Annotated in this window: 18 protein-coding genes; 13 read left to right on the forward strand and 5 right to left on the reverse strand. The window is 61.3% G+C overall.

The window, feature by feature from the left end:
* Positions 1-254 precede the first annotated feature (254 nt).
* From LGH70_RS20405 to LGH70_RS20420, 4 genes are all read left to right on the forward strand, one after another.
* The gene (locus LGH70_RS20405; RefSeq protein WP_226189557.1) at positions 255-2,018 is read left to right on the forward strand and encodes an amino acid permease; all 1,764 of its coding nucleotides are present in this window, start codon (positions 255-257) and stop codon (positions 2,016-2,018) included.
* Positions 2,019-2,146: 128 nt separating this feature from the next.
* On the forward strand, positions 2,147-7,009 hold the full coding sequence (proA, locus tag LGH70_RS20410; protein ID WP_226189559.1) for an anti-phage protein ProA: 4,863 nt from the start codon (positions 2,147-2,149) through the stop codon (positions 7,007-7,009).
* Between the two features lie 21 nt (positions 7,010-7,030).
* On the forward strand, positions 7,031-7,648 hold the full coding sequence (locus LGH70_RS20415; RefSeq protein ID WP_226189562.1) for a hypothetical protein: 618 nt from the start codon (positions 7,031-7,033) through the stop codon (positions 7,646-7,648).
* Positions 7,649-7,723: 75 nt separating this feature from the next.
* Positions 7,724-8,701 carry a lipid A deacylase LpxR family protein gene (locus LGH70_RS20420; protein ID WP_226189564.1) on the forward strand — a complete coding sequence of 326 codons (978 nt, stop codon included), beginning with the start codon at positions 7,724-7,726 and terminating at the stop codon, positions 8,699-8,701.
* 21 nt (positions 8,702-8,722) lie between these two features.
* Here LGH70_RS20420 and LGH70_RS20425 read toward each other — a convergent pair whose 3' ends face one another.
* From LGH70_RS20425 to dusB, 3 genes are all read right to left on the reverse strand, one after another.
* Entirely contained in the window at positions 8,723-9,481 is a 759-nt protein-coding gene (locus LGH70_RS20425; protein ID WP_226189566.1) for an outer membrane beta-barrel protein, read from the reverse strand.
* Positions 9,482-9,611: 130 nt separating this feature from the next.
* Positions 9,612-10,574, reverse strand: a complete 963-nt coding sequence (locus tag LGH70_RS20430) for a DMT family transporter (protein ID WP_226189567.1) — start codon at positions 10,572-10,574, stop codon at positions 9,612-9,614.
* 152 nt (positions 10,575-10,726) lie between these two features.
* The gene (gene dusB, locus LGH70_RS20435; RefSeq protein ID WP_226189569.1) at positions 10,727-11,716 is read right to left on the reverse strand and encodes a tRNA dihydrouridine synthase DusB; all 990 of its coding nucleotides are present in this window, start codon (positions 11,714-11,716) and stop codon (positions 10,727-10,729) included.
* A gap of 106 nt (positions 11,717-11,822) precedes the next feature.
* Between dusB and LGH70_RS20440 the strand changes: the two genes are divergently transcribed.
* The 4 genes from LGH70_RS20440 (at position 11,823) to LGH70_RS20455 (ending at position 16,562) form a co-directional block, all read left to right on the forward strand.
* Positions 11,823-12,830, forward strand: coding sequence for a CPBP family intramembrane glutamic endopeptidase (locus tag LGH70_RS20440; protein WP_226189572.1), 1,008 nt, complete (start codon positions 11,823-11,825; stop codon positions 12,828-12,830).
* 44 nt (positions 12,831-12,874) lie between these two features.
* Entirely contained in the window at positions 12,875-13,828 is a 954-nt protein-coding gene (locus tag LGH70_RS20445) for a phosphatidate cytidylyltransferase (protein ID WP_226189575.1), read from the forward strand.
* A 472-nt stretch (positions 13,829-14,300) separates the two neighbouring features.
* Positions 14,301-15,587: a Glu/Leu/Phe/Val family dehydrogenase gene (locus LGH70_RS20450; protein ID WP_226189577.1), complete on the forward strand. Its 1,287-nt coding sequence runs from the start codon at positions 14,301-14,303 to the stop codon at positions 15,585-15,587.
* A 288-nt stretch (positions 15,588-15,875) separates the two neighbouring features.
* Entirely contained in the window at positions 15,876-16,562 is a 687-nt protein-coding gene (locus LGH70_RS20455) for a phosphatidylserine decarboxylase family protein (RefSeq protein WP_226189579.1), read from the forward strand.
* Between the two features lie 77 nt (positions 16,563-16,639).
* Here the strand turns inward: LGH70_RS20455 and LGH70_RS20460 are convergent, their stop codons facing one another.
* On the reverse strand, positions 16,640-17,122 hold the full coding sequence (locus LGH70_RS20460) for a GAF domain-containing protein (RefSeq protein ID WP_226189581.1): 483 nt from the start codon (positions 17,120-17,122) through the stop codon (positions 16,640-16,642).
* A gap of 159 nt (positions 17,123-17,281) precedes the next feature.
* Entirely contained in the window at positions 17,282-18,316 is a 1,035-nt protein-coding gene (ribD, locus tag LGH70_RS20465) for a bifunctional diaminohydroxyphosphoribosylaminopyrimidine deaminase/5-amino-6-(5-phosphoribosylamino)uracil reductase RibD (RefSeq protein WP_226189583.1), read from the reverse strand.
* Between the two features lie 92 nt (positions 18,317-18,408).
* Here ribD and prmC point away from each other — a divergent pair, with 92 nt between their 5' ends.
* The 5 genes from prmC to rfbB all read left to right on the forward strand — a co-directional run bounded on the left by prmC (position 18,409) and on the right by rfbB (position 23,623).
* Positions 18,409-19,272, forward strand: coding sequence for a peptide chain release factor N(5)-glutamine methyltransferase (gene prmC / locus LGH70_RS20470; RefSeq protein WP_226189584.1), 864 nt, complete (start codon positions 18,409-18,411; stop codon positions 19,270-19,272).
* Between the two features lie 129 nt (positions 19,273-19,401).
* Positions 19,402-19,992: an acyltransferase gene (locus LGH70_RS20475; protein WP_226189586.1), complete on the forward strand. Its 591-nt coding sequence runs from the start codon at positions 19,402-19,404 to the stop codon at positions 19,990-19,992.
* Positions 19,993-20,008: 16 nt separating this feature from the next.
* Complete coding sequence (locus tag LGH70_RS20480) at positions 20,009-21,307, forward strand: nucleotide sugar dehydrogenase (RefSeq protein ID WP_226189587.1); 1,299 nt, start codon at positions 20,009-20,011, stop codon at positions 21,305-21,307.
* Positions 21,308-21,425: 118 nt separating this feature from the next.
* Positions 21,426-22,451 carry a UDP-glucose 4-epimerase GalE gene (gene galE / locus LGH70_RS20485; protein WP_226189590.1) on the forward strand — a complete coding sequence of 342 codons (1,026 nt, stop codon included), beginning with the start codon at positions 21,426-21,428 and terminating at the stop codon, positions 22,449-22,451.
* Between the two features lie 119 nt (positions 22,452-22,570).
* On the forward strand, positions 22,571-23,623 hold the full coding sequence (gene rfbB, locus LGH70_RS20490; protein ID WP_226189593.1) for a dTDP-glucose 4,6-dehydratase: 1,053 nt from the start codon (positions 22,571-22,573) through the stop codon (positions 23,621-23,623).
* The last annotated feature ends 71 nt before the right edge of the window (positions 23,624-23,694 follow it).

Here is a 23,694-nt window from a genome sequence, read left to right on the forward strand (position 1 = left end):
CGGATAACCTACTCCTGCAGCCCGCTTGGCTGGAGTAGAATTCTTGGGTTATCCTGGTAATGTCAACCAGGGGCTGCTGACAGGCAGGGCAATGGTGGCTGAGGCCCTTGGATATCCGGGGCTGCCAGGGTTCGGCACGAAGCAGCCGCGCTGAAAATGTTGGGAAGCCGTTGTTTTGCCGCTGCATCAGCAACCCCGCCGCATTATTCTTTATCTTTTGGGCCTCAAATCCCCCGCTCCCTCACAACCCATAAATGAGTTCTTTCTCCAATCTGTTTCGCCGTAAGGACATCGGCGCTATTCTGCAAAACCCACCGGCCGACGTAGAGGGCCACAGCCATGGTGGCCTGGAGCGCAACCTCTCGGTGCGCGACCTGACGGCCCTGGGCATTGCCGCCGTCATCGGGGCCGGCATTTTCAGCACCATCGGCAACGCCTCCCACGACGGCGGCCCGGCCGTGTCGCTGCTCTTTGTCTTCACCGCCATTGCCTGCGCCTTCTCGGCCTTGTGCTACGCGCAGTTTGCCGCCACCATTCCTATCAGCGGCTCGGCTTATACGTACGCCTACGCTTCCTTCGGGGAACTCACGGCCTGGATTATCGGCTGGGCTCTCATCATGGAATATGCCGTGGGCAACATCGTGGTGGCTATTTCCTGGTCTGACTATTTTACCGGCCTGATGGAGGGCGTCGGGCTGAAAATACCGGCCTACCTGACCATGGGCACTCAGAGCGCCTACAAAGGCTACCACGAGGTACTGGAGCTGATGCAAAGCGGCAAGCCCCTGACCGATGTGGCCCCGGCCACCCTGGAAGCCTACAAAACCTGGAACACGGCCCCGCTGCTGTTCGGCGACTTCCGCTTGGTCTGCGACCTGCCCGCTTTCCTGATTACGGTGCTGATTACGGCCGTGGTGTACGTTGGCATCAAGGAGTCCAAAACGGCCAGTAACCTACTGGTGCTGCTCAAGCTGATTGTGGTGGGCGTCGTTATTGCCGTGGGCGTGTTCTACGTGAATCCGGCCAACTGGAGCCCGTTTGCCCCCAATGGCGTGGCGGGTGTGCTCAAGGGCGTGTCGGCGGTGTTTTTCGCCTACATCGGCTTCGATGCTATTTCCACGACGGCTGAGGAGTGCAAAAACCCCCAGCGCGACTTGCCCCGGGCCATGATTTACGCCCTGATTATCTGCACTGTGCTCTACGTGATTATCACGATGGTACTCACCGGCATGGTGTCCTACAAAGAGTTGGGCGTGGGCGACCCGCTAGCCTTTGTGTTCGAGAAAGTAGGCCTGCCCCAGCTGGCCGGCGTGGTGGCCGTGAGTGCTATTTTTGCCATGGCCTCGGTGCTGCTCGTGTTCCAGATCGGCCAGCCCCGCATCTGGATGAGCATGAGCCGCGACGGTCTGCTGCCCCCCATTTTCGCCCGGGTGCACCCCAAGTTTCACACGCCTTCGTTCAGCACCATCGTTACGGGCTTCTTCGTGGGCGTGCCGGCTTTGCTGCTCAACATGGACCTGGTTATCGACCTGACGAGCATCGGAACGCTGTTTGCCTTTGCCCTGGTGTGCGGCGGCATCCTGATTCTGGACCCGCACGGCACCTCCGAGGCCCGCTTTAAAGTGCCCTACATCAACGGCCAGTTTCTGCTGCCCCTTATCATGGTTATCGGCATCGTGCTGCTGTTCGTGTACAACGGGGAAGCCGTGTCCGAAATGGGCCGTATCGTAGGGGGCGCAGAAGGCGTGCAAGGCTTCCAGCACTACATCCCGATGCTGGTGTTCTTCGGCTTCTGCATCTACCTGACTGTGGCCTCGGTGCGCCGCCGCCTCTCGCTGCTGCCCACGCTGGGCTTGCTCACCAACCTGTACCTGATGACCCAGCTGGGCATCAATAACTGGCTGCTGTTCTTCGGCTGGCTCGTTATTGGTCTGGCCCTGTACTTCAACTACGGCTACAAGCACAGCAAGCTGAACGCCGGAGCCACGGCCAACAACCGCCCCACGCCGATTCGCTAGCGCCGGGCGGGAGTCAATACTTAAAATCTACGCGCGGGCTTTGTCCGGAGGCGCATTAACCGAGAACTTTGGTTGACGCGCCCCCAGGGCAAAGCCCGCGCTGCGTCTGGCCTTATTCTACCTGCTTTATGGAAAGTACCCCGGTTTCGTCGTCGGCCTCTGGCCTGCTCGCCCGCCTGCACGCCTCCCGCGAGGAGCTGCTCGACCTTGGCCTGCGCAACCCGCTGCTCAACTTCCGGCCTTCCCCGGCCCGCGGGGTGGTCGTAACGCAGGAAGAGTCGGCGGCGGTGTACGAGGTGCTGGTGCGCCAGGGCAAAACCATGTATTTCCTGGCTTTCCCCGAGGCTAAGAAGCTGGCCGCAACGCCGTTGCTCCTGCCATTAGCAGACACATTCATTGAAATCAACACTTCTGAACCGTCAGACTCTCCCTCTCCATTTTCGGAGAGGGGGCAGGGGGGGAAGGTGCCCGAAACCGCGCCAGTCGAAGAAGCCGCCAATCTGCTGCCTGACCTATCCGAAGCCGAGCGCCAACGCCTGCTGACCGACAACAAGCTGCAAACCGCCGAGCCCCTGGCTAAGCTCGAAGCGCGCCTGCTCAATACGTATTATACCGCCCGCACCAGCCTAGAAGAGCAGGGCGTGAACATCCTGTATCTGGCTCTGGGCCAGCTGACTTGGTATGAGGCCGAGAGCAGCCAGGAGCCGCGGCAGGCCCCGCTGCTGCTGGTGCCGGTGCTGCTGGAGCGTAGCACTGCCGCCGAGCGGTTCAAGCTGCGCCACACCGGGGCCGAAATCGAAGGCAACTTGAGCCTGCAGGCCAAGCTGCGGGCCAGCTTCGGGGTGGCGCTGCCCTTGCCCGAAGCCGAGGAAGAGCTGCGCGTGGTCGACTACTTTGCCGCCGTAGCGCAGGCCGTAGCGGGCCTGCCGCGCTGGCAGGTCGTGCCCGACAGCATTACCCTGGGCTTCTTTTCCTTCGGCAAGTTCATGCTCTACCGCGACCTGGACCCCACTACCTGGCCCGCCGACGCCACCCTGCTCGACCACCCCGCCCTGGCCGCGCTACTGGGCACCGATACTGGCTTTCAGGATGCCGCGCCCACCATCGGCGACACCGCTTTTCTGGACACCGAAAGCCCGGCCCACGAGCTGCACCAGGTGCTCGATGCCGATTCGTCGCAGCTGCTGGCCCTGCTGGCCGTGCACGAGGGCCGCAACCTCGTGATTCAGGGGCCACCCGGCACGGGCAAGTCGCAGACCATTGCCAACCTGCTGGCCGAAGCCATTGGGGCGGGTAAAAAGGTGCTGTTCGTGGCCGAGAAAATGGCGGCCCTGGAAGTGGTGAAGCGCCGCCTCGATACCCTGGGCCTGGGTGCGGCCTGCCTGGAGCTGCACAGCCACAAAGCCAACAAAAAGGCCCTGCACGACGAGCTACGCCACACCCTGGGCCTGGGCCGCCCCGCCGTAGATGCCACCGTGGCCGACCAGATGGCCCAGCTGCCCCGCTACCGCACCGCCCTGAACAACTACGCGTTAGCCGTCAACGCACCTGTTGGCCGCAGCCGCCGCACCGTACAGCAGGTGGTAGGCGAGCTGCTGCGCCTGAACGAAGAGCGTGGCCCGGTGGAGCTGCCGCGCCTGGCCTTCACCACTCTCGCCGACTGGACCGATGCCGATGCCGCCCACGCCGAAAGTCAGGCCGCCCGCTTGCAGGCTACGCTGCAGAAAATCGGGAAGCCGAAAAGCCTGCTGTTCTGGGGCAGTGAGCTGACGGTGCTGCTGCCCGCCGACCAGGAAGCCCTGACGCTGCGGCTGCGCGAGGCTCAGGAGGCCGTAGCCGCGCTGCAAGTGGCCGCCGAGGTGCTGGCCCAGCTGCTAGGCGTGCCCGTGCCCACGGAGCGCACGGCCGCCGAAGCTTTGTTGCCTGCCGCCCGCCACGCCCAGTTGGCCCCACCGCTAGCCGGAATGGCCGTCGCGGATTCGGCCTGGACGACGCAGGCGGGCAGAACAGGAGAGCTGCTACAGGCGGGAATCAGCTACGCGGCGCTGCACCAGCAGTATGATGCCATACTGCTGCCCGAGGCCTGGAATCAAACCCTGCTGCCGGAGCGGGCGGCCCTGCTTTCCTACGGCGACAAGTGGTGGAAATTCCTCAAGGGCGACTACCGGCAAGCCAAAAAACGGCTGCAAAGCCTGTGGCGCGGTCCATTGCCCGAGGAAGCCGCCGCAGTGCTGCCCGTCATTGATGCCATTCACGAAGCCAGCCGCCACGCGCAGGCGGTGCAGGAAGCTGAGTTCTGGGCCGGGAAGCTGTTCGGCCCAGCTTGGCAAGGCCTGCGCTCCGACTGGACTGCTGTGCGCAAAACGGCCGACTTCCTGATGCTTACTCACCAGCGCATAGCCCAGCGCCAGTTGCCCGCCGAGTTGCTGCACTACCTGAGTGAATCCCCAAACCCGGCGGAAATTACCTCTCCGCTGATAGCTCTGGAAACCGCTCTGGCGGGTCACCGCGCCGCCACGCGGGCGGTGGCTGGGGCCCTGCTGCTCAATGAGCCCCGCCGGTTTGGGCCGGCAGGCCGAATGGAGTTTCAGTTGTTCGAAGCGCAACAGCACACCTTGAGCGCCTGGCTGGCCGACGTGCCCGCCCTGCGCCTGACGACCGAGTGGAACAACGTGGCCGCGGGCGTAGCCGCCGACAACCTGTCCGAGCTGCTGATATTGGCAGAAACCTGGGAGCCGGCCGCCCAACACCTGGTAGCCGCCGTGCGCCAGACCTGGCTGGAGTATCTGCAGAAGCAGGCCTACGCCCAGCATCCGGCGCTCCGCCAGTTTGAGCGGGCCAGCCACGAGGAAACTGCCGCCCGCTTCCGCGAAGCCGACGAAGACTCGCTCTACCACAACCGGGTGCGGGCTATGCAACAGCACTTCAACCAGCTGCCTCACCAGCAGGCCAGCGGGCAAATGCTGCTGCTCAAGAACGAGTTTGCCAAGAAAACCCGCCATTTGCCCCTGCGCAAGCTCATGCAGCAGGCCGGCCGCGCCGTGCAGGCCATCAAGCCGGTGTTTATGATGTCGCCGCTGTCGGTGGCCAGCTACCTGCCGCCGGGGGCCGTGGACTTCGACCTGGTCGTGTTCGACGAAGCCTCGCAGGTGAAGCCAGTGGATGCGCTGGGAGCCATTGCCCGCGGCCGGCAGCTGGTAGTAGTCGGCGACTCGAAGCAGCTGCCGCCCACCTCGTTCTTCGATTCACTGACCGGGGCGGGGGAAGAGGCCGACGAGGAAAACGTGACGGCCGATATTCAAAGTATTCTGGAGCTGTGCAAGGCCCGGCAGATGCCCGAGCGGATGCTGCGCTGGCACTACCGCAGCCTCCACCAGTCGCTGATTGCCGCTTCCAACCACCTGTTCTACGACGACAAGCTGGTGATTTTCCCGAGTCCTGGCGGGCAGGGGCAGCTGGGCCTGGTCTACCACCATTTGCCCGCCACCCACTACGAGCGGGGCACCACGCGCACCAATCCGCTGGAAGCCGCCGCCGTGGCCGAAGCCGTATTGCACCACGCCCGTACCACGCCGAAGCTTACCCTGGGCGTGGTGGCCTTCAGCACGGTCCAGCGCCAGGCCATTCAGGACGCGCTGGAAAAATTGCGCCGGCAGCACCCCGAAACCGAAGCGTTTTTCAACCGCCACGCCCACGAGCCTTTCTTCGTGAAAAACCTGGAAAACGTGCAGGGCGACGAGCGGGACGTGATTCTGATCAGCATTGGCTACGGCCGCACCCAGGAGGGCTACCTGAGCATGAGCTTCGGCCCGCTGAACGGTGAAGGCGGCGAGCGGCGCCTCAACGTGCTGATTACCCGCGCCAAGCAGCGCTGCGAAGTCTTCACCAACCTCACAGCCGACGACCTCGATTTGAGCCGGGCCAAGGCCAAGGGTGTGGCGGCGCTGAAAACGTTTCTGGAATTTGCCCAGCACGGCCGCCTCAACCATAACGCGGAAACCGGCCGGGCCATGGAGTCGCCGTTTGAGGAGGCCGTGCACCGCGCCCTCACCGCCCGCGGCTACGTGGTGCGCCCCCAGATCGGCTCCCAGGGCTTCTACATCGATCTGGCCGTCGTCGACCCCGACCAGCCGGGCCGCTACATCCTCGGTATTGAGTGCGACGGGGCCATGTACCACAGCGCCCGCTCGGCCCGCGACCGGGACCGGCTGCGTCAGCAGGTGCTCGAAAACGTGGGCTGGACGCTGCACCGCATCTGGAGCACCGACTGGTTTCGGGACCCAGCGCGTGAAACCGAGCGGGTGGTGCTGGCCATCGAGGAAGCCCGCCGCCTGGCCGCCCTCGACCAGGAGGATGAGCCTGAGGAAGAGCTGGTGGCCATTGAGGAAGCACCAACCGGCATAACGCGGGAAGAAGCCCCCACGGGCCCGGCCCCACTGGCCGCGCCCTACCAACTGGCTCAGCTGCCCGCCGCGGCTAGGCAGCTGGAAGTACATCAGCACCCGATGGGGCGCCTGGCGGGTTGGCTGACGCAGATTGTGGCCGTGGAAAGCCCGGTACACCTGGATGAGGCCACGCGCCGCATGGCTCAGGCCACGGGCGCTACGCAGGTGGGCTCTCGCATTAGGAGCAGCGTGGCGGCGGCCGTGCGGCTGGCCGTAAACCTGCGCCACATCCGGCAGGAGGGCGAGTTTCTCTGGACGCCGACCATGACTGCGGCCGCCGTGCCCCTGCGCGACCGGAGCGCCCTGCCGGCCGTGTCGCGCAAGCTGAGCTTCGTGGCGCCCGAGGAGCTGGCAAAGGCCATCGTCACCATCGTGCAACACAGCTTTGCCCTCGGCCGGGCGGCGGTGGTGCTGCCCACGGCACGCCTGCTGGGCTTTGCGCGCCCCAGCGAGGAAATGCGCCAGCAGATAGACACGGCCGTGCAGCGCCTAGTGGACAACGGGACGCTGCTCGAAACCAACGGCGTGCTGCAGCCTATTGGCTAAACGCTCATGCTACTCCCGAATATGGACTCTGCTCAGCTGCTAGCGGCCGGTGAAACCCTGTTTGTTACGTTTCGGCTGGCGGGCTCGGTGCCGGCGCGGGCGTTTCGGGAGCTACACCAGCAGCGGCAGCAGGCCCAGAATGAGGCCCGCGCGCTGCCCGATGCCGCCGCATTTCGCGCCGCGCACCACCGGGCCGAGAAGGTGTTTTTCGCGGGCTTTGATAAGCTGCTGGATGCCGCTACCGTGGGGCCGACGTTCCTGGAAAAAGAGAAAATAGCCGACATCGTGGCCGGGGAGCTGCTGTTGCTGGAGGAGCTGGGGTTTCGGGTGCTGTGCTTCGCACTGCTGCCCAACCACGTGCATGCGGTACTGCATTTGCCGGTCGGGAGCGGCGTTTCCTGCCACAAAGCCCTGCAGCTGCTGCACCAGCGCACCGCCGCGCAATGCCGCCGCGTGGTACGGGCCCTACTGCCCGCCGAAGCTGACTTCTGGCAAACCGGCAGCTACGACTACGCCGTACATGATGCCGCCGAGCTGCCCCGTCTGGTGGCTTACGTGGTGGGCAATGCTGCCCGTAGCGGCAAAACCGGCCGCTGGCTCAACTGGCCGTATTGCTACGCGGCGCCGGGTTCTAAGTAGGAGCTTGGCGGGATGCTCTGCCATCCTGTGCCCACGCAGGCTGCAAAATGCCAGACGAAATAACCCCATTAACCTATGCACCGCCTCGTTCTGGTCGTTTTTCTGCTACTGACCCTGCTGAGGAGCAGCCGCGCCGCTGCCCAAAGCGCCGACAGCATCAGCCCCGACCAGCTCATCAGCTACACCTTCGCCAACGACGCCTTTTTCCGCACCGACTACTACTTCACCCAGGGCATGACGCTGAACGTAGTGCTGCCGGCGTTCAGTAAGCTGCCAACCCGCAAAATCCTGCTGCCCGCCCTGCCCGGCGGCGCGCAGCACTACGGCGTGCAGCTGTTCTACGACGGCTTCACGCCCCTGCGCATCCAGGACGACACCATCCGGCGCGGCGACCGGCCCTATGCGTCCTACATCTACGCCTCCCTCTACCGGATTTCGACCAGCGCCGCCCGCCACCGCCGCCTGACCTCGGGCCTGAACCTCGGCTTCATCGGGCCGGCCGCTGGGGCCAAGGGGTTCCAGACCAAGGTGCACGAGCTGCTCGACGCCCCCACGCCCCGCGGCTGGGACTACCAGATTCGCAACGACCTGGTGCTGGGCTACGAAGTGAAGCTGGAGCAGCAGCTGATGAGCCTCGCAAACGTAGCCGAGCTGATTGGGCAGGGCCAGGCTTCTATCGGCACGCTCAACACCTTCGCTGGGGGCGGGCTGCTGCTGCGCCTGGGCAAAATGAATCCGTATTTCCGCAACCTGGGCCTGGTTTCTCAGCCACAAAAAGCGGGGCTGCAGCAGTTTCAGTTGTATGCTACCGGCCAGGCCGACGCCCGCCTTGTGGGCTATAATGCCACGCTGCAGGGCGGGCTCCTCAACCGCGCCAGCCCCTATACGCTGCCGGCTTCCGCCGTGAAAAGAGTGGTGGCCCAGGGCACGGCCAGCATCGTAGCCGCGTACGGCGGCCTGAGCTTCCGCACGTCTGCCGTCTGGATTACGCCCGAATTCCGAGGCAGCCGCTCCCACGCCTGGGTGCAGTTTGGGTTGGGTGCGGCTCTTTGAGCGGGCGGCTCGGCGTTCGGCCTATTTGAGAAAGTACGTGCCCGTTAGCTGGGCTACCCGGTTGTAGCCACTCTGGTCGGTGTTGCCCCCGGCCTTGCTGTAGTAGAGGTTCACCAAGCCGATGCCGTAGCCGGCCTGCAGCTGCACGGGGCCGCGGCGGTAGCCCACTCCCACGTTGAAGCCCGTGTCGAAGCGGCGCGAGTGAAAGTCACGGATAGAAATGGCGGTGGAGTTGGCTTCCCCGGAGGCGTAGGCAATGGTAGACGTGTAGCGGGTTACGGGCACTGTCGTCGCGCCGGGGTCGGTGGTGGTGTTGTTAATGGTTGTTTTGGCGCTACCCCCAACGCCCACCGCTACGTAAGGCCCGGCAAAAACCTGCAGGCCGGTGTTACCCGGCAAGGTATACACGAAATTCAGGGGCATCTCCAGCCAGTTGTAGCGGGCAGTGGTCTGGCCTTCCCGGCGGAACTCGTAACCGGTTTCCGGGTCTCTGACTGTGCTGCCGCCCTTGATTTTGGTGCCTTTTTGCGAAAACAGCAGCGCGGGCTGGAAGGCGAAGTTGCCGCGGGCTACCTCCAGCACAAGGCCGGCCTGTCCGGTAAAAATCGGCGCCTTCTCGTACCAGCTGCTGGCGTTGGGAACGGCTTGCGCCGTGGAGCCCTCGGTGGAAGTTGCCGCCAGATTGCCGCCCACCCGGACGCCGATACGATACGTGGTTTGGGCCGTGGCGCCGGAGGCCGCCGCTACCAGGGCCACCAGGAGTAGTGCTGCTTTTTGCATAGCTCGAATGCTGGGATAAGGTTAGAATAGAAGTCGCCGAGCCGAATGGTCGGCCTTGACATCACTGAACAGAGCCCGCCGCCTACCACCAGGGTTGCATGGGCAGGGCATATTCGTCTCGGCCGGGCGCTTACTTGGCCCGGTGAATAATGGCCACGCTGATCAGGATGATGACCATGCCCAGCAGGTGCCACAGGTTGAAGGCCTCCCCGTCGAGCACGCCCCAGGTGAGGGCCATAATAGGCACTAGGTAGGTGTTGGAAGCCGCAAACAGCGCTGTCGACTGTTGAATCAGCTTGTTGAAGAGCACCATGGCCACGGCCGTACTCATGGTGGCCAGCAGCACAATGTAGCCAAAGGCTTTCCAGGCGCCCGGCACGGTTTGCAGCTTGTGGATAAAATCGGTGCCCACGAGCAGGTACACCAACGCCGGCCCCCCGATGTAAAGCAGTAGCAACCCCGTGACGGCCAGGGGCGGAATGCCGTGCAGCCGGTTCTTGATAACGTTGACGCTCACCCCGTAGCCTGCCGTGGCCAGCACGATGTAGAGGCCGTACCAGGCATTGCCCTCGCCGGTGGGCGTAGCCTCGCCGCCGTTGCCGCCCAGCAGCATCAGCACCACCGTGCCCACCAGGCCCAGCACGATGCCCAGTACCCGCAGCGGCGTAAGCTTCTGCCCAAAAAACAGCGCCCCGACCACCAGCGTAAAGACGGCCGTCAGGGCATTGAGCACCCCGGCCAGGCCTGAGGCCAGCTTGGTTTCGGCGTAGGCAAAGAGAAACGCCGGAATAAGCGTGCCGACCACGCCGCTGAGCACCAGCCACTTCACGCGGCTGCGCTCCAGCTGCGGCAGGTGCTTCAGGGCAAAGGGCAGCAGCAGCAGGGCCGCTACCGTCACGCGCGTGGCCCCCAGCTCCATAGCCGAAAACACCACCAGCCCTTTCTTCATCAGAATAAACGACGTGCCCCAGATAGTTGCCAGCGTGATGAGTAGCACCCAGGCCGAAGCCGGCGTGCGGTGGGGCGGGGGCGAGGCTACCGGGGTGGTTTCGGGCGCCGTAGAAACGGCCGGGGCGGTAGGGGTGGGCGACATGCGGGGTGGGGAAAGCGGAAAGAGAAATCGAAGAAAAGAACGTCATGCTGAGCTTGTCGAAGCATCTCTCCCGCCAAAACCAGAATTAGTTACTCCTGGGGGAGAGTTGCTTCGGCAAGCTCAGCATGACGTTCAAAATAGGACTGGAGGAATTACCCTACCAGCACCGGCTCGGCGGCGGTGATTTCCTCCAGAATAGCCTGTACTTCGGCCACGGAATAGGTTTCGACCAAGCGCATGCGCCACTGCTTGGCTCCTTCCAGACCCCGGAAGTAGTGGGCATAATGGCGGCGCATTTCCAGAATGCCGGACCGCTCCCCCTTCCACTCGATGCTTTTCTCGAAGTGCATGCGGCACATGGCCACGCGCTCCTCCACTGTAGGCGGAGCCAGCTTTTCGCCGGTAGCCACGAAGTGCTTGATTTCGCGGAAAATCCAGGGGTAGCCGATGCTGGCCCGGCCAATCATGATGCCATCGACGCCGTAGCGGTTTTTGTACTCCACCGCTTTTTCGGGCGAGTCGATGTCACCGTTGCCGAAAATCGGGATTTTGATGCGCGGGTTCTCCTTGATTTTAGCAATCAGACGCCAGTCGGCGTCGCCCTTGTACATCTGCACGCGGGTGCGGCCATGTACGGTGAGGGCTGCAATACCAATGTCCTGCAACCGCTCAGCTACTTCTTCCACGTTCAGCGTATTCTCGTCCCAGCCCAGACGGGTTTTCACCGTCACGGGCAGGTGCGTGGCTTTCACCACGGCCGAGGTCATTTCCACCATCTTGGGAATGTCGCGCAGCAGGGCCGCGCCCGCGCCCCGGCAGGCCACCTGCTTTACCGGGCAGCCGTAGTTGATATCAATCAGGTCGGGGCCGGCCAGGGTGCTGATGCGGGCACACTCGCCCATGGTGTCCACGTCGGAGCCGAAGAGCTGGATACCGATGGGTCGCTCGTAGTCGAACACGTCGAGCTTCTTGCGGCTTTTGGCCGCGTCCCGGATCAGGCCTTCCGAGGAAATAAACTCGGTGTACATCAAATCGGCCCCATTGGCTTTGCATACGGCCCGGAACGGCGGATCGGAAACGTCCTCCATAGGAGCCAGGAGCAACGGGAAATCGGGCAGGGCAAGGTCGCGGATGTGTACCACAGGGGAAGGCTATTACAGGAATTTGCGCAAATTTACGACTCTTCCAAGTTTCCGTAACCGCCTGCCCCCTATGAAAGGTTTCGTGTCCAGCCGTTTGCACCCTTTTGTGAGCCTACTGCTGCTTATCGGGCTGGCGCTGGCGTCCCTGAGCGTGGGGGCCTTCATTGCCACTGTTTTCACCAAGCTGTTCTTTGGAGTAGGCCTGGTCGAAATGGGCGAAGTGGCCCGCAATCCGCAGAATAATCCCAACAGCTGGGGCGCGATTATGCTCAACCAGGGCCTCACGCTGCTCATCGGACTGGCTGGCGCAGCGCTGGCCTTGGTATGGCTCACGGGCCACTCGTGGCGGGAGTATTTTATGGCGCGCCGCTCGGTTTCGCCGGTGTGGTATGTGGCCGCCGCCGCTATCATGTTACTGAGTTTGCCCGCTATGTCTTACCTGATTGAGTGGAATTCCCACGCCCACGTGCCGGAAGCTTGGAAAGACGTTTCCTGGCTGACTAATTTTGAAGCCTGGGCGCTGGAAAAAGAGGAGGAGCTGAAAAAAATGACGGCCTTCCTGACCCGGTTCAACTCGCCGGGCCGCTTTGGCGTCGCGCTACTGGTCATTGCCGTGGTGGCGGCCGTCAGCGAAGAGCTGTTTTTCCGGGGAGTAATGCAGCGCAATCTGGTGGCCTGGTTTAAGTCGCGCCACGTCGGCATATTCATTGCCGCGGCCATTTTCAGCGCTGTGCACACCCAGTTCCTAGGCTTCGTGCCGCGCTTTGTGCTGGGCCTGATTCTGGGCTACCTCTACGAGTGGAGCGGTAACATTCTGGTGCCCATTGCCGCGCACTTCACCCATAACGCCTTTCAGCTGGTGCTGCTGTACGTGCAGCAAAGCCAGTGGACCGACCCCGGCTTCAACCCCGATTCTACTGAGAGCATGCCCTGGTACCTGGTGCTGCTCTCCCTCTTGTTCACCGCCGCCATCCTGTATTTCCTTAAGCAGCGTGAGCAGGCTGCCCCCGCCGAAATGCACACGCTCAGTGCCGCGGGTGTGGCCGTCGTCTTGCCCGAAACCGCGCCCACCGAAACCCGTACGCTCGGCAGTAAGGGCGCCGAAGCCCGGTAGCTTCCGCCCCGTTCTTATTCTCCGTTCCCGAATTCCGATTCCCGTTGTCAGAGCCCTCCCCCTCGCCCGCTACTACTGCCCCCGCAGCTGCTCCTGCCGACGGTAAAAAGCCCATGTCCAACCTGGCCCAGCGCGTCCTTTTCGGCGTCATCGGAGCCGTGCTGCTGCTCGGTTCCGTATGGTACGGCGCTTGGTCGTTTGCTATTTTCTTTGCCCTGGTACAGGCCAAGATGCTGCATGAGTTCTATAGGATGATGCAGGGGGCAGGCTACAAGCCGGCAGCTATACTTGGTATCAGCATCAGCTTACTCGTTTTTGCTGCTGTATTTACGGTAGTGGCTGCAAATCATAGGAGCGCCTCGTATCTGAGGTTGGACTTTCCAGGAAGTGACGTAGCGCGCTCTGCCGGCCTTGCGGTGCTGGGTATCGTTATGCTGCTGCCTGTTATTCTTATTTTGCGGGAAATGACTGCCTGGCCCCGCGAAAACCAGGATTTCTCGCCCTTCTCCAACGTGGGGGTAGCTCTGCTGGGCCTGCTCTACGTGAGCCTGCCCATGAGCCTGCTCAATGTGGTGGCCTTCAGTGGCGACAACGGCTACGACTACCGCCGCATCGTAGCCCTGCTATTTCTGGTCTGGTGCTCCGATATCGGGGCTTACGCGGCCGGCAAAACCTTTGGCAAGCACAAGCTGGCGCCTAAGATTTCGCCCGGCAAAACCTGGGAAGGCGCCATCGGCGGCTTCCTGCTCACGCTGGTCATGGGCTGGGTCCTGGGCTTCTGGCTCACGGATTTGTCCCTGACCTACCGCCTCGTGGCCGCCGGCACCGTGGCCCTCTTCGGCCCCCTCGGCGACCTGGCCGAATCCATGCTCAAGCGCAGCGTCGACATCAAGGACTCTGGCACCATCATGCCCGGCCACGGCGGCCTGCTCGACCGGTTCGATGCCTTCCTGTTCATCCTGCCCGTGCTGGCCCTGTTGCAGCTGCTTTTCGGCTAACGAACGACGTTGCGACGCATAGTCGCGTCGCAATCATTGCTGATATTATGGGGTTGCGCAGTTTCACTTTGCCCAATGAGAAGGCGCAAGTAGGCATCCCCACACCCTCCAAACGCCTTTCCACCAGATAAAACAGGGTTGGGGAGTTCTCAAAATGCCTTTCGGCGTGCCAACATGGTATTGGAGAACTCCCCCTATGCCTTTTCCGCATGTAAGAAGCCTCAGAGCAGTTTCGGCGTGTCAAAACTGCTCTGGGGCTTCTTCAATCCTCTTCTGTCGTGTCAAAACTGTTCTGAGGAACTTAGTGAGGCCGCTATGGGGCTGTGGCTAAGAAAGACGCACCCCGCTGTGCTTTCCTGCGTATGGCATAATCTACTACCTTTGGCCCCTCAATTCAGGCGTCTGGCCCCGGCTTCCCACCGCTAAGCCCCGCTTTTTCATTACCCACCCACTTCAACTTACCTCTTCCCGTATGGCTGCCACCACGGTGTACAAAGAGCCGGCCCCAATCGTGGACCGTGAAAATCCCCTGGAATCAATGATGTCGCGCTTCAACATCGCGGCGGAGATCTTAGGGCTCGACGATTCAACGTATAACGTTCTCAAAGCGCCCGACAAGCAGGTTATCGTCAACATCCCCGTGACGATGGACAACGGCAAGGTGCGCGTCTTCGAAGGCTACCGCGTGGTGCACAACACCATTCTGGGTCCCTCGAAAGGCGGTATCCGCTACGACGTGAACGTGCACATCGACGAAGTAAAGGCCCTGGCGGCCTGGATGACGTGGAAGTGCGCCGTAGTTGACATCCCTTATGGCGGTGCCAAAGGCGGTATCATCTGCGACCCGACTACCATGAGCCCCGGTGAGCTGGAGCGCCTGACCCGCGGCTACACCCTGGCCCTGAAGGACGTATTCGGCCCCGACCGCGACATTCCAGCTCCCGACATGGGCACCGGCCCCCGGGAAATGGCTTGGCTGATGGACGAATTCTCCAAGACGGTGGGTGCTACCTCACCCGCTGTGGTTACCGGCAAGCCGCTGGTAATGGGGGGCTCTTTGGGCCGCACTGAGGCTACCGGCCGCGGCGTAATGGTATCGGCGCTGGCTGCTATGGCCAAGCTGGGCATGAAGCCCGAAGAGTCGTCGGCCGTGGTACAGGGCTTCGGCAACGTAGGCTCCTGGGCCGCGAAGCTGCTGGCGGAGAAAGGCGTGAAAATCAAGGGCGTATCGGATATTAGCGGTGCTTATTGGAACGACAACGGCATCAACATCGACGAAGCCATTGCCTACAAAAACGTGCACAACGGCCGCCTCGAAGGCTACACCGGTGCCACCCTCATGAACGCCGATGAGCTGCTGCTCGCCGATGTGGACGTGCTGGTGCCCGCCGCCGTGGAAGACGTTATTACCGAGCACAACGCCCACGATATCAAAGCCAAGCTGATTGTGGAAGGCGCCAACGGCCCCACCTCGGCCTCCGCCGACCCGATCATCAATGAGAAAGGTATCATGGTGGTGCCCGACATTCTGGCCAACTCCGGCGGCGTGACGGTTTCCTACTTCGAGTGGGTACAGAACCGCCTGGGCTACAAGTGGAGCGAGGACATGGTAATTGAGCGCGCCGAGCGCATCATGACCGACGCCTTCGAGAAAGTGTATGCCACGTCGCAGAAGTACAAGGTGCCCATGCGCATCGCGGCCTACGTGGTAGCTATCGACAAAGTAGCCCAGACCTACAAGTTCCGCGGCGGCTTCTAAAGAAGTGAATTAGCGACTTAGTGATTTAGTGAGTTTGATGTTCAATACTGCGCAATTGGTGCAAGCGGAACGATAAACTCACTAAATCACTAAGTCGCTAATTCACTACCGCAAAGCGGCTATATTTGCTTTCGGATAGCCCGGGCCGGCAGGCTCGGGCTATCTTTGTGTAGTTTGACACGTAAGGACTAAAACTTGCCCCAACTCAACAGTTGGCCGGTACCCGTTTCTGAATAAGCGCTTGAATCAGCGAAAATCGATTCGTTACTCAGCGCTAATCTGCGATTTATGAAGATTCACAAAGAAGGACGACGCATACTTTTCTTCACGTTGCTGGCGCTGTTGGCCATCAACCTGCTGCTGTTTCAGTTCAATGCTGACGCCGTCACTTTCAACCGCATTTTTGTCGGGGCCTCTGTCATTGCGTTTCTGCTGCTGCTGCAGTTCTTCCGCAGCCCGTTCCGCAATCTGCTTACCCACGAAGATCTGCTCATTGCCCCCGCCGACGGCAAAGTGGTCGTAATTGAGGACGTGCACGAGCCGGAGTACTTTGACGACATGCGCAAGCAGATCAGCATCTTCATGTCGCCGATTAACGTGCACATTACCCGCAACCCGATTTCGGGCATCGTGCGCTACTTCAAGTACCATCCCGGCAACTACCTAGTGGCCTGGCACCCCAAAAGCAGCACCAAAAACGAGCGGACCACCGTGGTGGTGCAGTCGGAAGCCGGGCCCATGGTCCTGTTCCGCCAGATTGCCGGGGCCATGGCCCGCCGCATTGTGTGGTATGTTAACGAGGGCGACGAAGTAAGCCAGGGCGAGGAGTTCGGCTTCATCAAGTTTGGCTCCCGCGTCGACCTATTCGTGCCCATCGATACCGAGGTGAAAGTGCAGATCGGGGAGAAGGTGAAAGGCGGCCAGACCGTTATTGCCCAGCTGAAAAGTACTCAGCCTTCCTTGTTCGGCAACTAAGCTTTCTTCTTTCCGAAGCAACAAAAAGGCCCGCGGCATTATGCTGCGGGCCTTTTTGTATTATAAGCTTTACCTACCTAAAACCAGCGGGCTGCTTGCTGCATCAGCTGCTCCAGGGCCACCTGGTCGTCCTGGTCGAAGTCGTTGAGCTGGTCGCTGTCCACGTCGAGCACGGCTACCACCTGGCCGTCTTTGAGAATCGGCACCACAATTTCCGACTTCGACTCCGAGCTGCAGGCAATGTGACCGGGAAACTGCTCTACGTCGGGCACGAGTAGGGTTTGGGCCTGGGCCCAGCTACTGCCGCACACGCCTTTACCGTGCCGGATGCGGGTGCAGGCAATAGGACCCTGGAACGGGCCCAGCACCAGTTCGTCGTTTTTGACCAGGTAGAAGCCGACCCAGAAGAAGCCAAATGCCTGGCGCAGCGCGGCGGCGGTGTTGGCCAGGTTGGCTACCAGATCCGGCTCCCCGGTGGTCAGGGCTTCAATCTGGGGTAATAGCTGACGGTATTTTTCGGTTTTGGTGAGCGTGGTATCAAGGATGAGTTCTTCAGCCATACAGTGGTGATTTAGTGATTTAGCGACTTAGTGAGTTTTTCGCTCAACTGGCGCGGAGTGGTAGGGGTAAAACAGATGAAATGGGAAAAAGACGTTAGATGTTCCGCTGGCATAAAATTGCGTCGCCCAAACAACTCACTGAGTTGCTAAATCACCACTTCACCGGTTGTGGTAAATGAATACGTCGTCTTCACCGAGCGAGAACTGCTCGTGCAGGCCCGACAGGCCGTGTTTGGGTGCTGCTATGCCACCCCCCAGGGTTTTGCGGCTGCGCAGAATCCGCATTTCGTCCCAGAGCCCGTCGCGCAGCAAAGAGCTGAGCACCGTGGGCCCACCTTCCACCAGCACTGACTGCACCTGGCGCTGGTAGAGGTTGGCAAACAGCTGCGGAAACAGGTCATCGGCCTCCGAAAGCGTGATGTAGCCCAGGTTTTCCTTGGTCGGCCGCTCCCGGTAGGTGTACACCAGCGTAGGCTGCTGCCCGTCGAATAAATGATGAGTGGGCGGCAAGCTCAGGTTTTTGTCGATAACCACGCGGATGGGATTTTGTCCCGGCCATTCACGCGCATTTAGCCGTGGGTTGTCGTGCAGCGCCGTGCGGGTACCGACAAGAATGGCCTGCTCCTCGGTGCGCCACTGGTGCACCGCCGCCTGAGCCAGCGGCCCGCTAATGCGCACCGGCTGGAAATAGGGCCCGGCTAGGTAGCCGTCGGCCGTTTCAGCCCACTTCAACACTACATAAGGCCGCTGCTTTTCCTGAAACGTGAAAAAGCGGCGGTTCAGCCAGCGGCCCTCGGCTTCCAGCACCCCGGTTTCGACGTGGATACCCGCCGCCCGCAGCTTTTCCAGCCCTCGGCCGGCCACCAGCGGGTTGGGGTCGAGGTTGCACACAACTACTTCCTTCACGCCCTTGGCAATAAGCAAATCGGCGCAGGGTGGGGTTTTGCCGAAGTGAGAGCAGGGTTCCAGCGTCACGTACACGCGGCTTTGCGTGAGCAGGCGCTGGTCGGCCACCGAGGCCAGGGCGTTTACCTCGGCGTGGGGGCCGCCGTACTGCCGGTGCCAGCCTTCCCCGATAATGCGGCCCTCGTGCGTGACCACGCAGCCGACCAAAGGGTTGGGGCGGGCGTAGCCGGTGCCCAGGCGGGCCAGTTCCAGCGCGCGGAGCATCATTAAGGTGTCAAAGTCGGTCATGGTGGGTTAGAGCGTAGCTTTGCAGTCCCCGAAGGTACGCACTTGCACCCGAGCCGCGCTACCCGCCGGGCTTCATCGAAGCCGTTTTGCCTATGCCCACCATTCGCCAGCTGACCACCGAGCTTGCCACCGCCCTGCACGCCGTTTACCCGGTTTCGGAGGCCGACAGCATAGCCAGCATCGTGGTAGAGCACCTGCTGCAGCTTTCACCCTTGCAGCGCCGGATGCGCAGCGCCGAAGAAGTGCCGGCCCAGGTAGATGCTCAAGTCGCTCAGATTCAGGCGCGGCTGCTGCTGCACGAGCCGGTGCAGTACGTGCTGGGCGTGGCTCACTTTGCCGGCCTGGAGCTGGAGGTGACGCCCGCCACACTCATTCCCCGGCCCGAAACCGAGGAGCTGGTAGCCCTCATCATCCAAGAGCAACGGGGGCGGGCCGAGCTAACCATCGTCGATATTGGCACCGGCAGCGGCTGCATTCCCATTGCCCTGCAACAGGCCCTGCAGCCCCGGCGCATGGTGGGTGTGGATATCTCGGCGCCGGCGCTGGACGTGGCCCGGCGCAACGCGGCCCGCTACCAGAGCCCGGTGGAGTTTGTGCAGGCTGATATTTTAACCCAGGAACCGGATGGGATAGAGCCGGGCTCAGTGGCCGTGCTGGTCAGCAACCCGCCCTACGTGCTGGAAAACGAGCGGCCCCTGATGCGGCGCAACGTGCTGGGCTTCGAGCCGGCCACCGCCCTGTTTGTGCCCGACCACGACCCGCTGCTGTTCTACCGGCGCATTGGGGCGCTGGGGCAGCGCTGGCTGCGGCCCGGCGGCGCGCTCTACTTCGAAATCAATGAGCAGTATGCGGCCGAGCTGGTCGAAATGCTAGGTCGGCAGGGCTACGCTAGTGTTGAGCCGCGCCAGGATATTTTCGGCAAAGACCGGATGGTGCGGGCCTCTAAAAAGGGGTAAAGTTCTCACTACCAAACCGCGTGCGGGAGGCGGGCCGCTAAACTTCTCGGCTTCTTAACGGACAAACCTTCGAAAAGCCCTACCTTTGCGGGCTCAAAAACTGCTGACCCGAACCCAAGCTTCTCCTCTGTGCCGGATGCTCCCGCCTACTTTGCGCACCCTACCGCCGTCCTCGACGAAGGCTGCCGCATTGGGGCCGGGTGCCGTATCTGGCATTTTGCCCACCTGATGCCCGGCTGCGAGCTGGGTGAAAAGTGCAGCATTGGCCAGAACGTTATGATAGCCGACGGCGTGAAGCTGGGCCGCAACGTGAAGGTGCAAAACAACGTGAGCCTCTACACCGGCGTAGAGTGCGCCGACGACGTCTTCTTGGGCCCGTCCGTGGTGTTTACCAACGTGCGCAACCCGCGCAGCGCCGTGGTGCGCCGCGGCCAGTACCAAACCACGGTGCTGGAAAAGGGCGTCAGCATTGGGGCCAACAGCACTATCGTGTGCGGGGTCCGGCTGGGCGAATATGCCTTCGTCGGGGCCGGCTCGGTAGTCACTCGGGACGTGCCGCCGTATGCGCTAGTGTACGGCAATCCGGCGCGGCAGCACGGCTGGATGAGTGCCTTCGGGCATCGGCTGCAGTTTGATGCGGCCGGCCACGCCACCTGCCCCGAAAGCGGCGAAGAATATTTGCTTACCAATCATCAGGTTTCCCGTATTAGCATCCGCTAACTCTGAATTTCGCAACGTGTACGAGCAACTCCTCCAGAAACAGACCAAACTGGCCGTCATCGGCCTCGGCTACGTGGGCCTTCCCATCGCCCTTGAATTTGCCCGCAAGCTCAGTGTTATCGGCTTCGACATCAACGCCGCCCGCGTTGATTTGATGCGCAACAACATTGACCCCAGCGGCGAGCTGGAGGCCAAAGACTTCGACGGCTGCGACATCACCTTTACCGATTCGCTGGAAGTACTGCGGGAAGCTACCTTCTTCATCGTGGCCGTGCCCACGCCCATCGACGAGCACGCCATGCCCGACCTGAAGCCCCTGCTGGGCGCTTCGAGCAGCGTGGGCAAAGTGCTCAAAAAAGGCGACTACGTGGTGTTTGAAAGCACCGTGTACCCCGGCTGCACCGAGGAAGACTGCATTCCGGTAATGGAAAAGCTTTCGGGCCTGAGCTTCGCCAACGGTGACTTCAAAGTGGGCTATTCGCCCGAGCGCATCAATCCCGGCGACAAGGAGCACACCCTGACCAGCATCGTGAAGGTGGTAAGCGGCTGCGACGCTGAGTCGCTCGACGTTATTGCCAAGCTCTACGAGCTGGTGGTGAAGGCCGGCGTGCACCGTGCCAGCAGCATCAAGGTGGCCGAGGCCGCCAAGATCATCGAAAACACCCAGCGCGACGTCAACATTGCCCTGATGAACGAGCTGTCGATGATTTTCGACCGCATGAGCATCAACACCTACGAAGTGCTCGAAGCGGCCGGCACGAAGTGGAACTTCCTGAAGTTCTCGCCCGGCCTGGTAGGCGGCCACTGCATCGGCGTGGACCCTTACTACCTGACCTACAAGGCCAAGGAACTGGGCTACGACGCGAAAGTTATTTTAAGCGGCCGCACCACCAACGACAACATGGGAGCTTACATCGCCCGCAAAACGGTGCAGATGATGATTAAGCAGGGCAAAGACGTGGCCAAGAGCCGCGTGCTGGTGATGGGCGCTACTTTCAAGGAAAACGTGGAAGACATCCGCAACTCCAAGGTAGCCGACGTGATTCAGGAGCTGAAGAACTTCTCCGTGAACGTGGACATCGTGGACCCGCACGCCGACTCCGATGAGCTGCACCACGAGTACGGCTTCCGTCTGACGCCCGAAACCGACATTCGCAAAGACTACGACGCGGTAATCGTGGCCGTTAGTCACCAGCCCTATCTGGCCCACGACGAAGCGTACTTTGAGTCGATTACGTCGGAAAACCCGGTGCTGGTCGATATCAAAGGCCTCTACCGGGGCAAGATGAAGGACCTGCAGTACTGGAGCCTGTAACTGTGAGTCAGGGAGTTAGTGAATTAGTGAGTTTTATATTCGGCTTGCGCCACTTGCGCGATATTGAACAACAAACTCACCAAGTTGCTAAGTCGCTAAATCACTAAATCACACCAAGATGGCAAGAACGAAAATCGTAGTGACGGGCGGGGCGGGCTACATTGGCTCCCACGCGGTGGTTGAGCTGTATGAGGCCGGGTATCAGCCCATTATTATCGACGACTTCAGCAACTCCCAGGAATCGGTACTGGATGGCATCAAGGATATTCTGGGCGTGGCCGTGCCCTGCTACCGCATCGACTGCGGCGACGAGGCGGCCCTGCGCGGCGTGTTCGACCAGGAAGCCGATATCCGGGGCATCATTCACTTTGCCGCCTTCAAAGCGGTGGGTGAATCGGTGCAGCAGCCGCTGAAATACTATCAGAACAACGTCGGCTCGCTCATTACCCTGCTCAAGGTAATGCCCGATTACGGTGTGGCCAACCTGGTTTTCTCCTCGTCGTGCACCGTGTACGGCATTCCGGACCAGCTGCCTGTAACCGAGCAAACCCCGACCAAACCGGCTACTTCGCCCTACGGCAATACCAAGAAAATCTGCGAGGATATCCTCAACGACGTGGCTTCGGTATCGAATGGCGCCATCCGCACCATTCTGCTGCGCTACTTCAACCCGATTGGGGCTCACGAGTCGGCCCGCATTGGCGAGCTGCCCCTGGGCGTGCCCAATAATCTGGTGCCGTTCATCACCCAGACGGCTGCCGGCATCCGGGAGAAGCTCACCATCTACGGCGACACCTACGACACGCCCGACGGTACCAACATCCGCGACTACGTGCACGTGGTCGACTTGGCCAAAGCTCATGTTGTGGCCGTGCAGCGCCTGCTCGATGCCAAAGGCGAGGCCGTGGAAACCTTTAACGTGGGTACCGGCCGCGGCAACAGCGTGCTGGAAGTGGTGCAGGCTTTCGAGCGTGCCACCGGCCAGAAGCTGAACTACACCATCGGCCCGCCCCGCACCGGCGACGTGCCCGCCATCTACGCCGACGTCACGAAAGCCACGCAGGAGCTAGGCTTCAAGACTACGGCTACCCTGGACGAAGCCCTGGCCAGCTCCTGGAAATGGCAGCAGTCATTAGGGAAATAGTGAACTGGTGAAATAGTGAGTTTTTGTTCGGTAGGCGCCATATGCGTGGCTAGAAGATCAAACTCACTATTTCACCGTCTCACCATTTCACTACCTCAAAACTTCACAATTTACCGATCATGAAAATTATCATCACCGGCGGGGCCGGCTTCATTGGGTCGCACGTGGTGCGCCTGTTTGTCACTAAGTATCCCGAGTATCAGATTCTGAACCTGGATGCGCTGACCTACGCCGGCAACCTGGAAAATCTGCGCGACATCGAGAATGAGCCCAACTACCGCTTGGTGAAAGGCGACATTACCGACCAGGCTTTCGTGGACCACCTCTTCGCCACCGAGGAGCCCGACGCGGTGATTCACCTCGCCGCCGAGTCGCACGTGGACCGCAGCATCACCGACCCGCTGGCTTTCGTGAAAACGAACGTATTGGGCACGGTACACCTGCTGAACGCGGCCAAAAACCTGTGGAAGCCGCTGGGCTACGAAGGCAAAACCTTCTACCACGTGAGCACCGACGAAGTGTACGGCTCCCTGGAAATGGGCCCCGAGATGTTCACTGAGGATACGCCCTACGACCCCCGCTCGCCGTACTCGGCCTCCAAGGCCGCTTCCGACCACTTCGTGCGGGCCTGGTACCACACCTACCACATGCCGGTGAAGCTGAGCAACTGCTCGAACAACTACGGCCCCAACCACTTTCCCGAGAAGCTGATTCCGCTGGCTATTCACCGCATTCAGCACGGTCAGCCCGTGCCGGTGTATGGCAAAGGCGAAAACGTGCGCGACTGGCTGTTTGTGAAAGACCACGCCACCGCTATTGATGCCGTGTTCCACAAGGGCACCGTGGGCGAGACCTACAACATCGGCGGCGTAAACGAGTGGCAGAACATTGAGCTTATCAATTTGCTCTGCGACGTGCTCGACGAGAAAACCGGCCGCGAGAAGGGCACGTCCCGCAAGCTGATTACCTACGTCACTGACCGGGCCGGCCACGACCTGCGCTACGCCATCGACTCGAGCAAGATCATGAACGAGCTGGGCTGGAAGCCTTCCGTGACCTTCGAGCAGGGCCTGGCCCAGACCGTGGACTGGTACCTGGAAAACACCGAGTGGCTGGAGCACGTAACCAGCGGCGCCTACCAGCAATACTACCAGCAGCAGTACAACCGGTAATGTGAATAGTGTGGTTGAATGTGCTGATGTGCTAGCGCCTGAATGGCCAGTATCAGCACATTTCTCACATT

It is taken from the genome of Hymenobacter nitidus, assembly GCF_020447315.1.
GTDB lineage: Bacteria > Bacteroidota > Bacteroidia > Cytophagales > Hymenobacteraceae > Hymenobacter > Hymenobacter nitidus.

Excerpts from the sequence above, each read along its gene's own strand:
- LGH70_RS20405 (WP_226189557.1), top strand. The coding sequence starts at position 255 with ATGAGTTCTTTCTCCAATCTGTTTCGCCGTAAGGACATCGGCGCTATT.
- proA (WP_226189559.1), top strand. The coding sequence starts at position 2,147 with ATGGAAAGTACCCCGGTTTCGTCGTCGGCCTCTGGCCTGCTCGCCCGC.
- LGH70_RS20415 (WP_226189562.1), top strand. The coding sequence starts at position 7,031 with ATGGACTCTGCTCAGCTGCTAGCGGCCGGTGAAACCCTGTTTGTTACG.
- LGH70_RS20420 (WP_226189564.1), top strand. The coding sequence starts at position 7,724 with ATGCACCGCCTCGTTCTGGTCGTTTTTCTGCTACTGACCCTGCTGAGG.
- LGH70_RS20425 (WP_226189566.1), bottom strand. The coding sequence starts at position 9,481 with ATGCAAAAAGCAGCACTACTCCTGGTGGCCCTGGTAGCGGCGGCCTCC.
- LGH70_RS20430 (WP_226189567.1), bottom strand. The coding sequence starts at position 10,574 with ATGTCGCCCACCCCTACCGCCCCGGCCGTTTCTACGGCGCCCGAAACC.
- LGH70_RS20450 (WP_226189577.1), top strand. The coding sequence starts at position 14,301 with ATGGCTGCCACCACGGTGTACAAAGAGCCGGCCCCAATCGTGGACCGT.
- LGH70_RS20455 (WP_226189579.1), top strand. The coding sequence starts at position 15,876 with ATGAAGATTCACAAAGAAGGACGACGCATACTTTTCTTCACGTTGCTG.
- LGH70_RS20460 (WP_226189581.1), bottom strand. The coding sequence starts at position 17,122 with ATGGCTGAAGAACTCATCCTTGATACCACGCTCACCAAAACCGAAAAA.
- ribD (WP_226189583.1), bottom strand. The coding sequence starts at position 18,316 with ATGACCGACTTTGACACCTTAATGATGCTCCGCGCGCTGGAACTGGCC.
- prmC (WP_226189584.1), top strand. The coding sequence starts at position 18,409 with ATGCCCACCATTCGCCAGCTGACCACCGAGCTTGCCACCGCCCTGCAC.
- galE (WP_226189590.1), top strand. The coding sequence starts at position 21,426 with ATGGCAAGAACGAAAATCGTAGTGACGGGCGGGGCGGGCTACATTGGC.
- rfbB (WP_226189593.1), top strand. The coding sequence starts at position 22,571 with ATGAAAATTATCATCACCGGCGGGGCCGGCTTCATTGGGTCGCACGTG.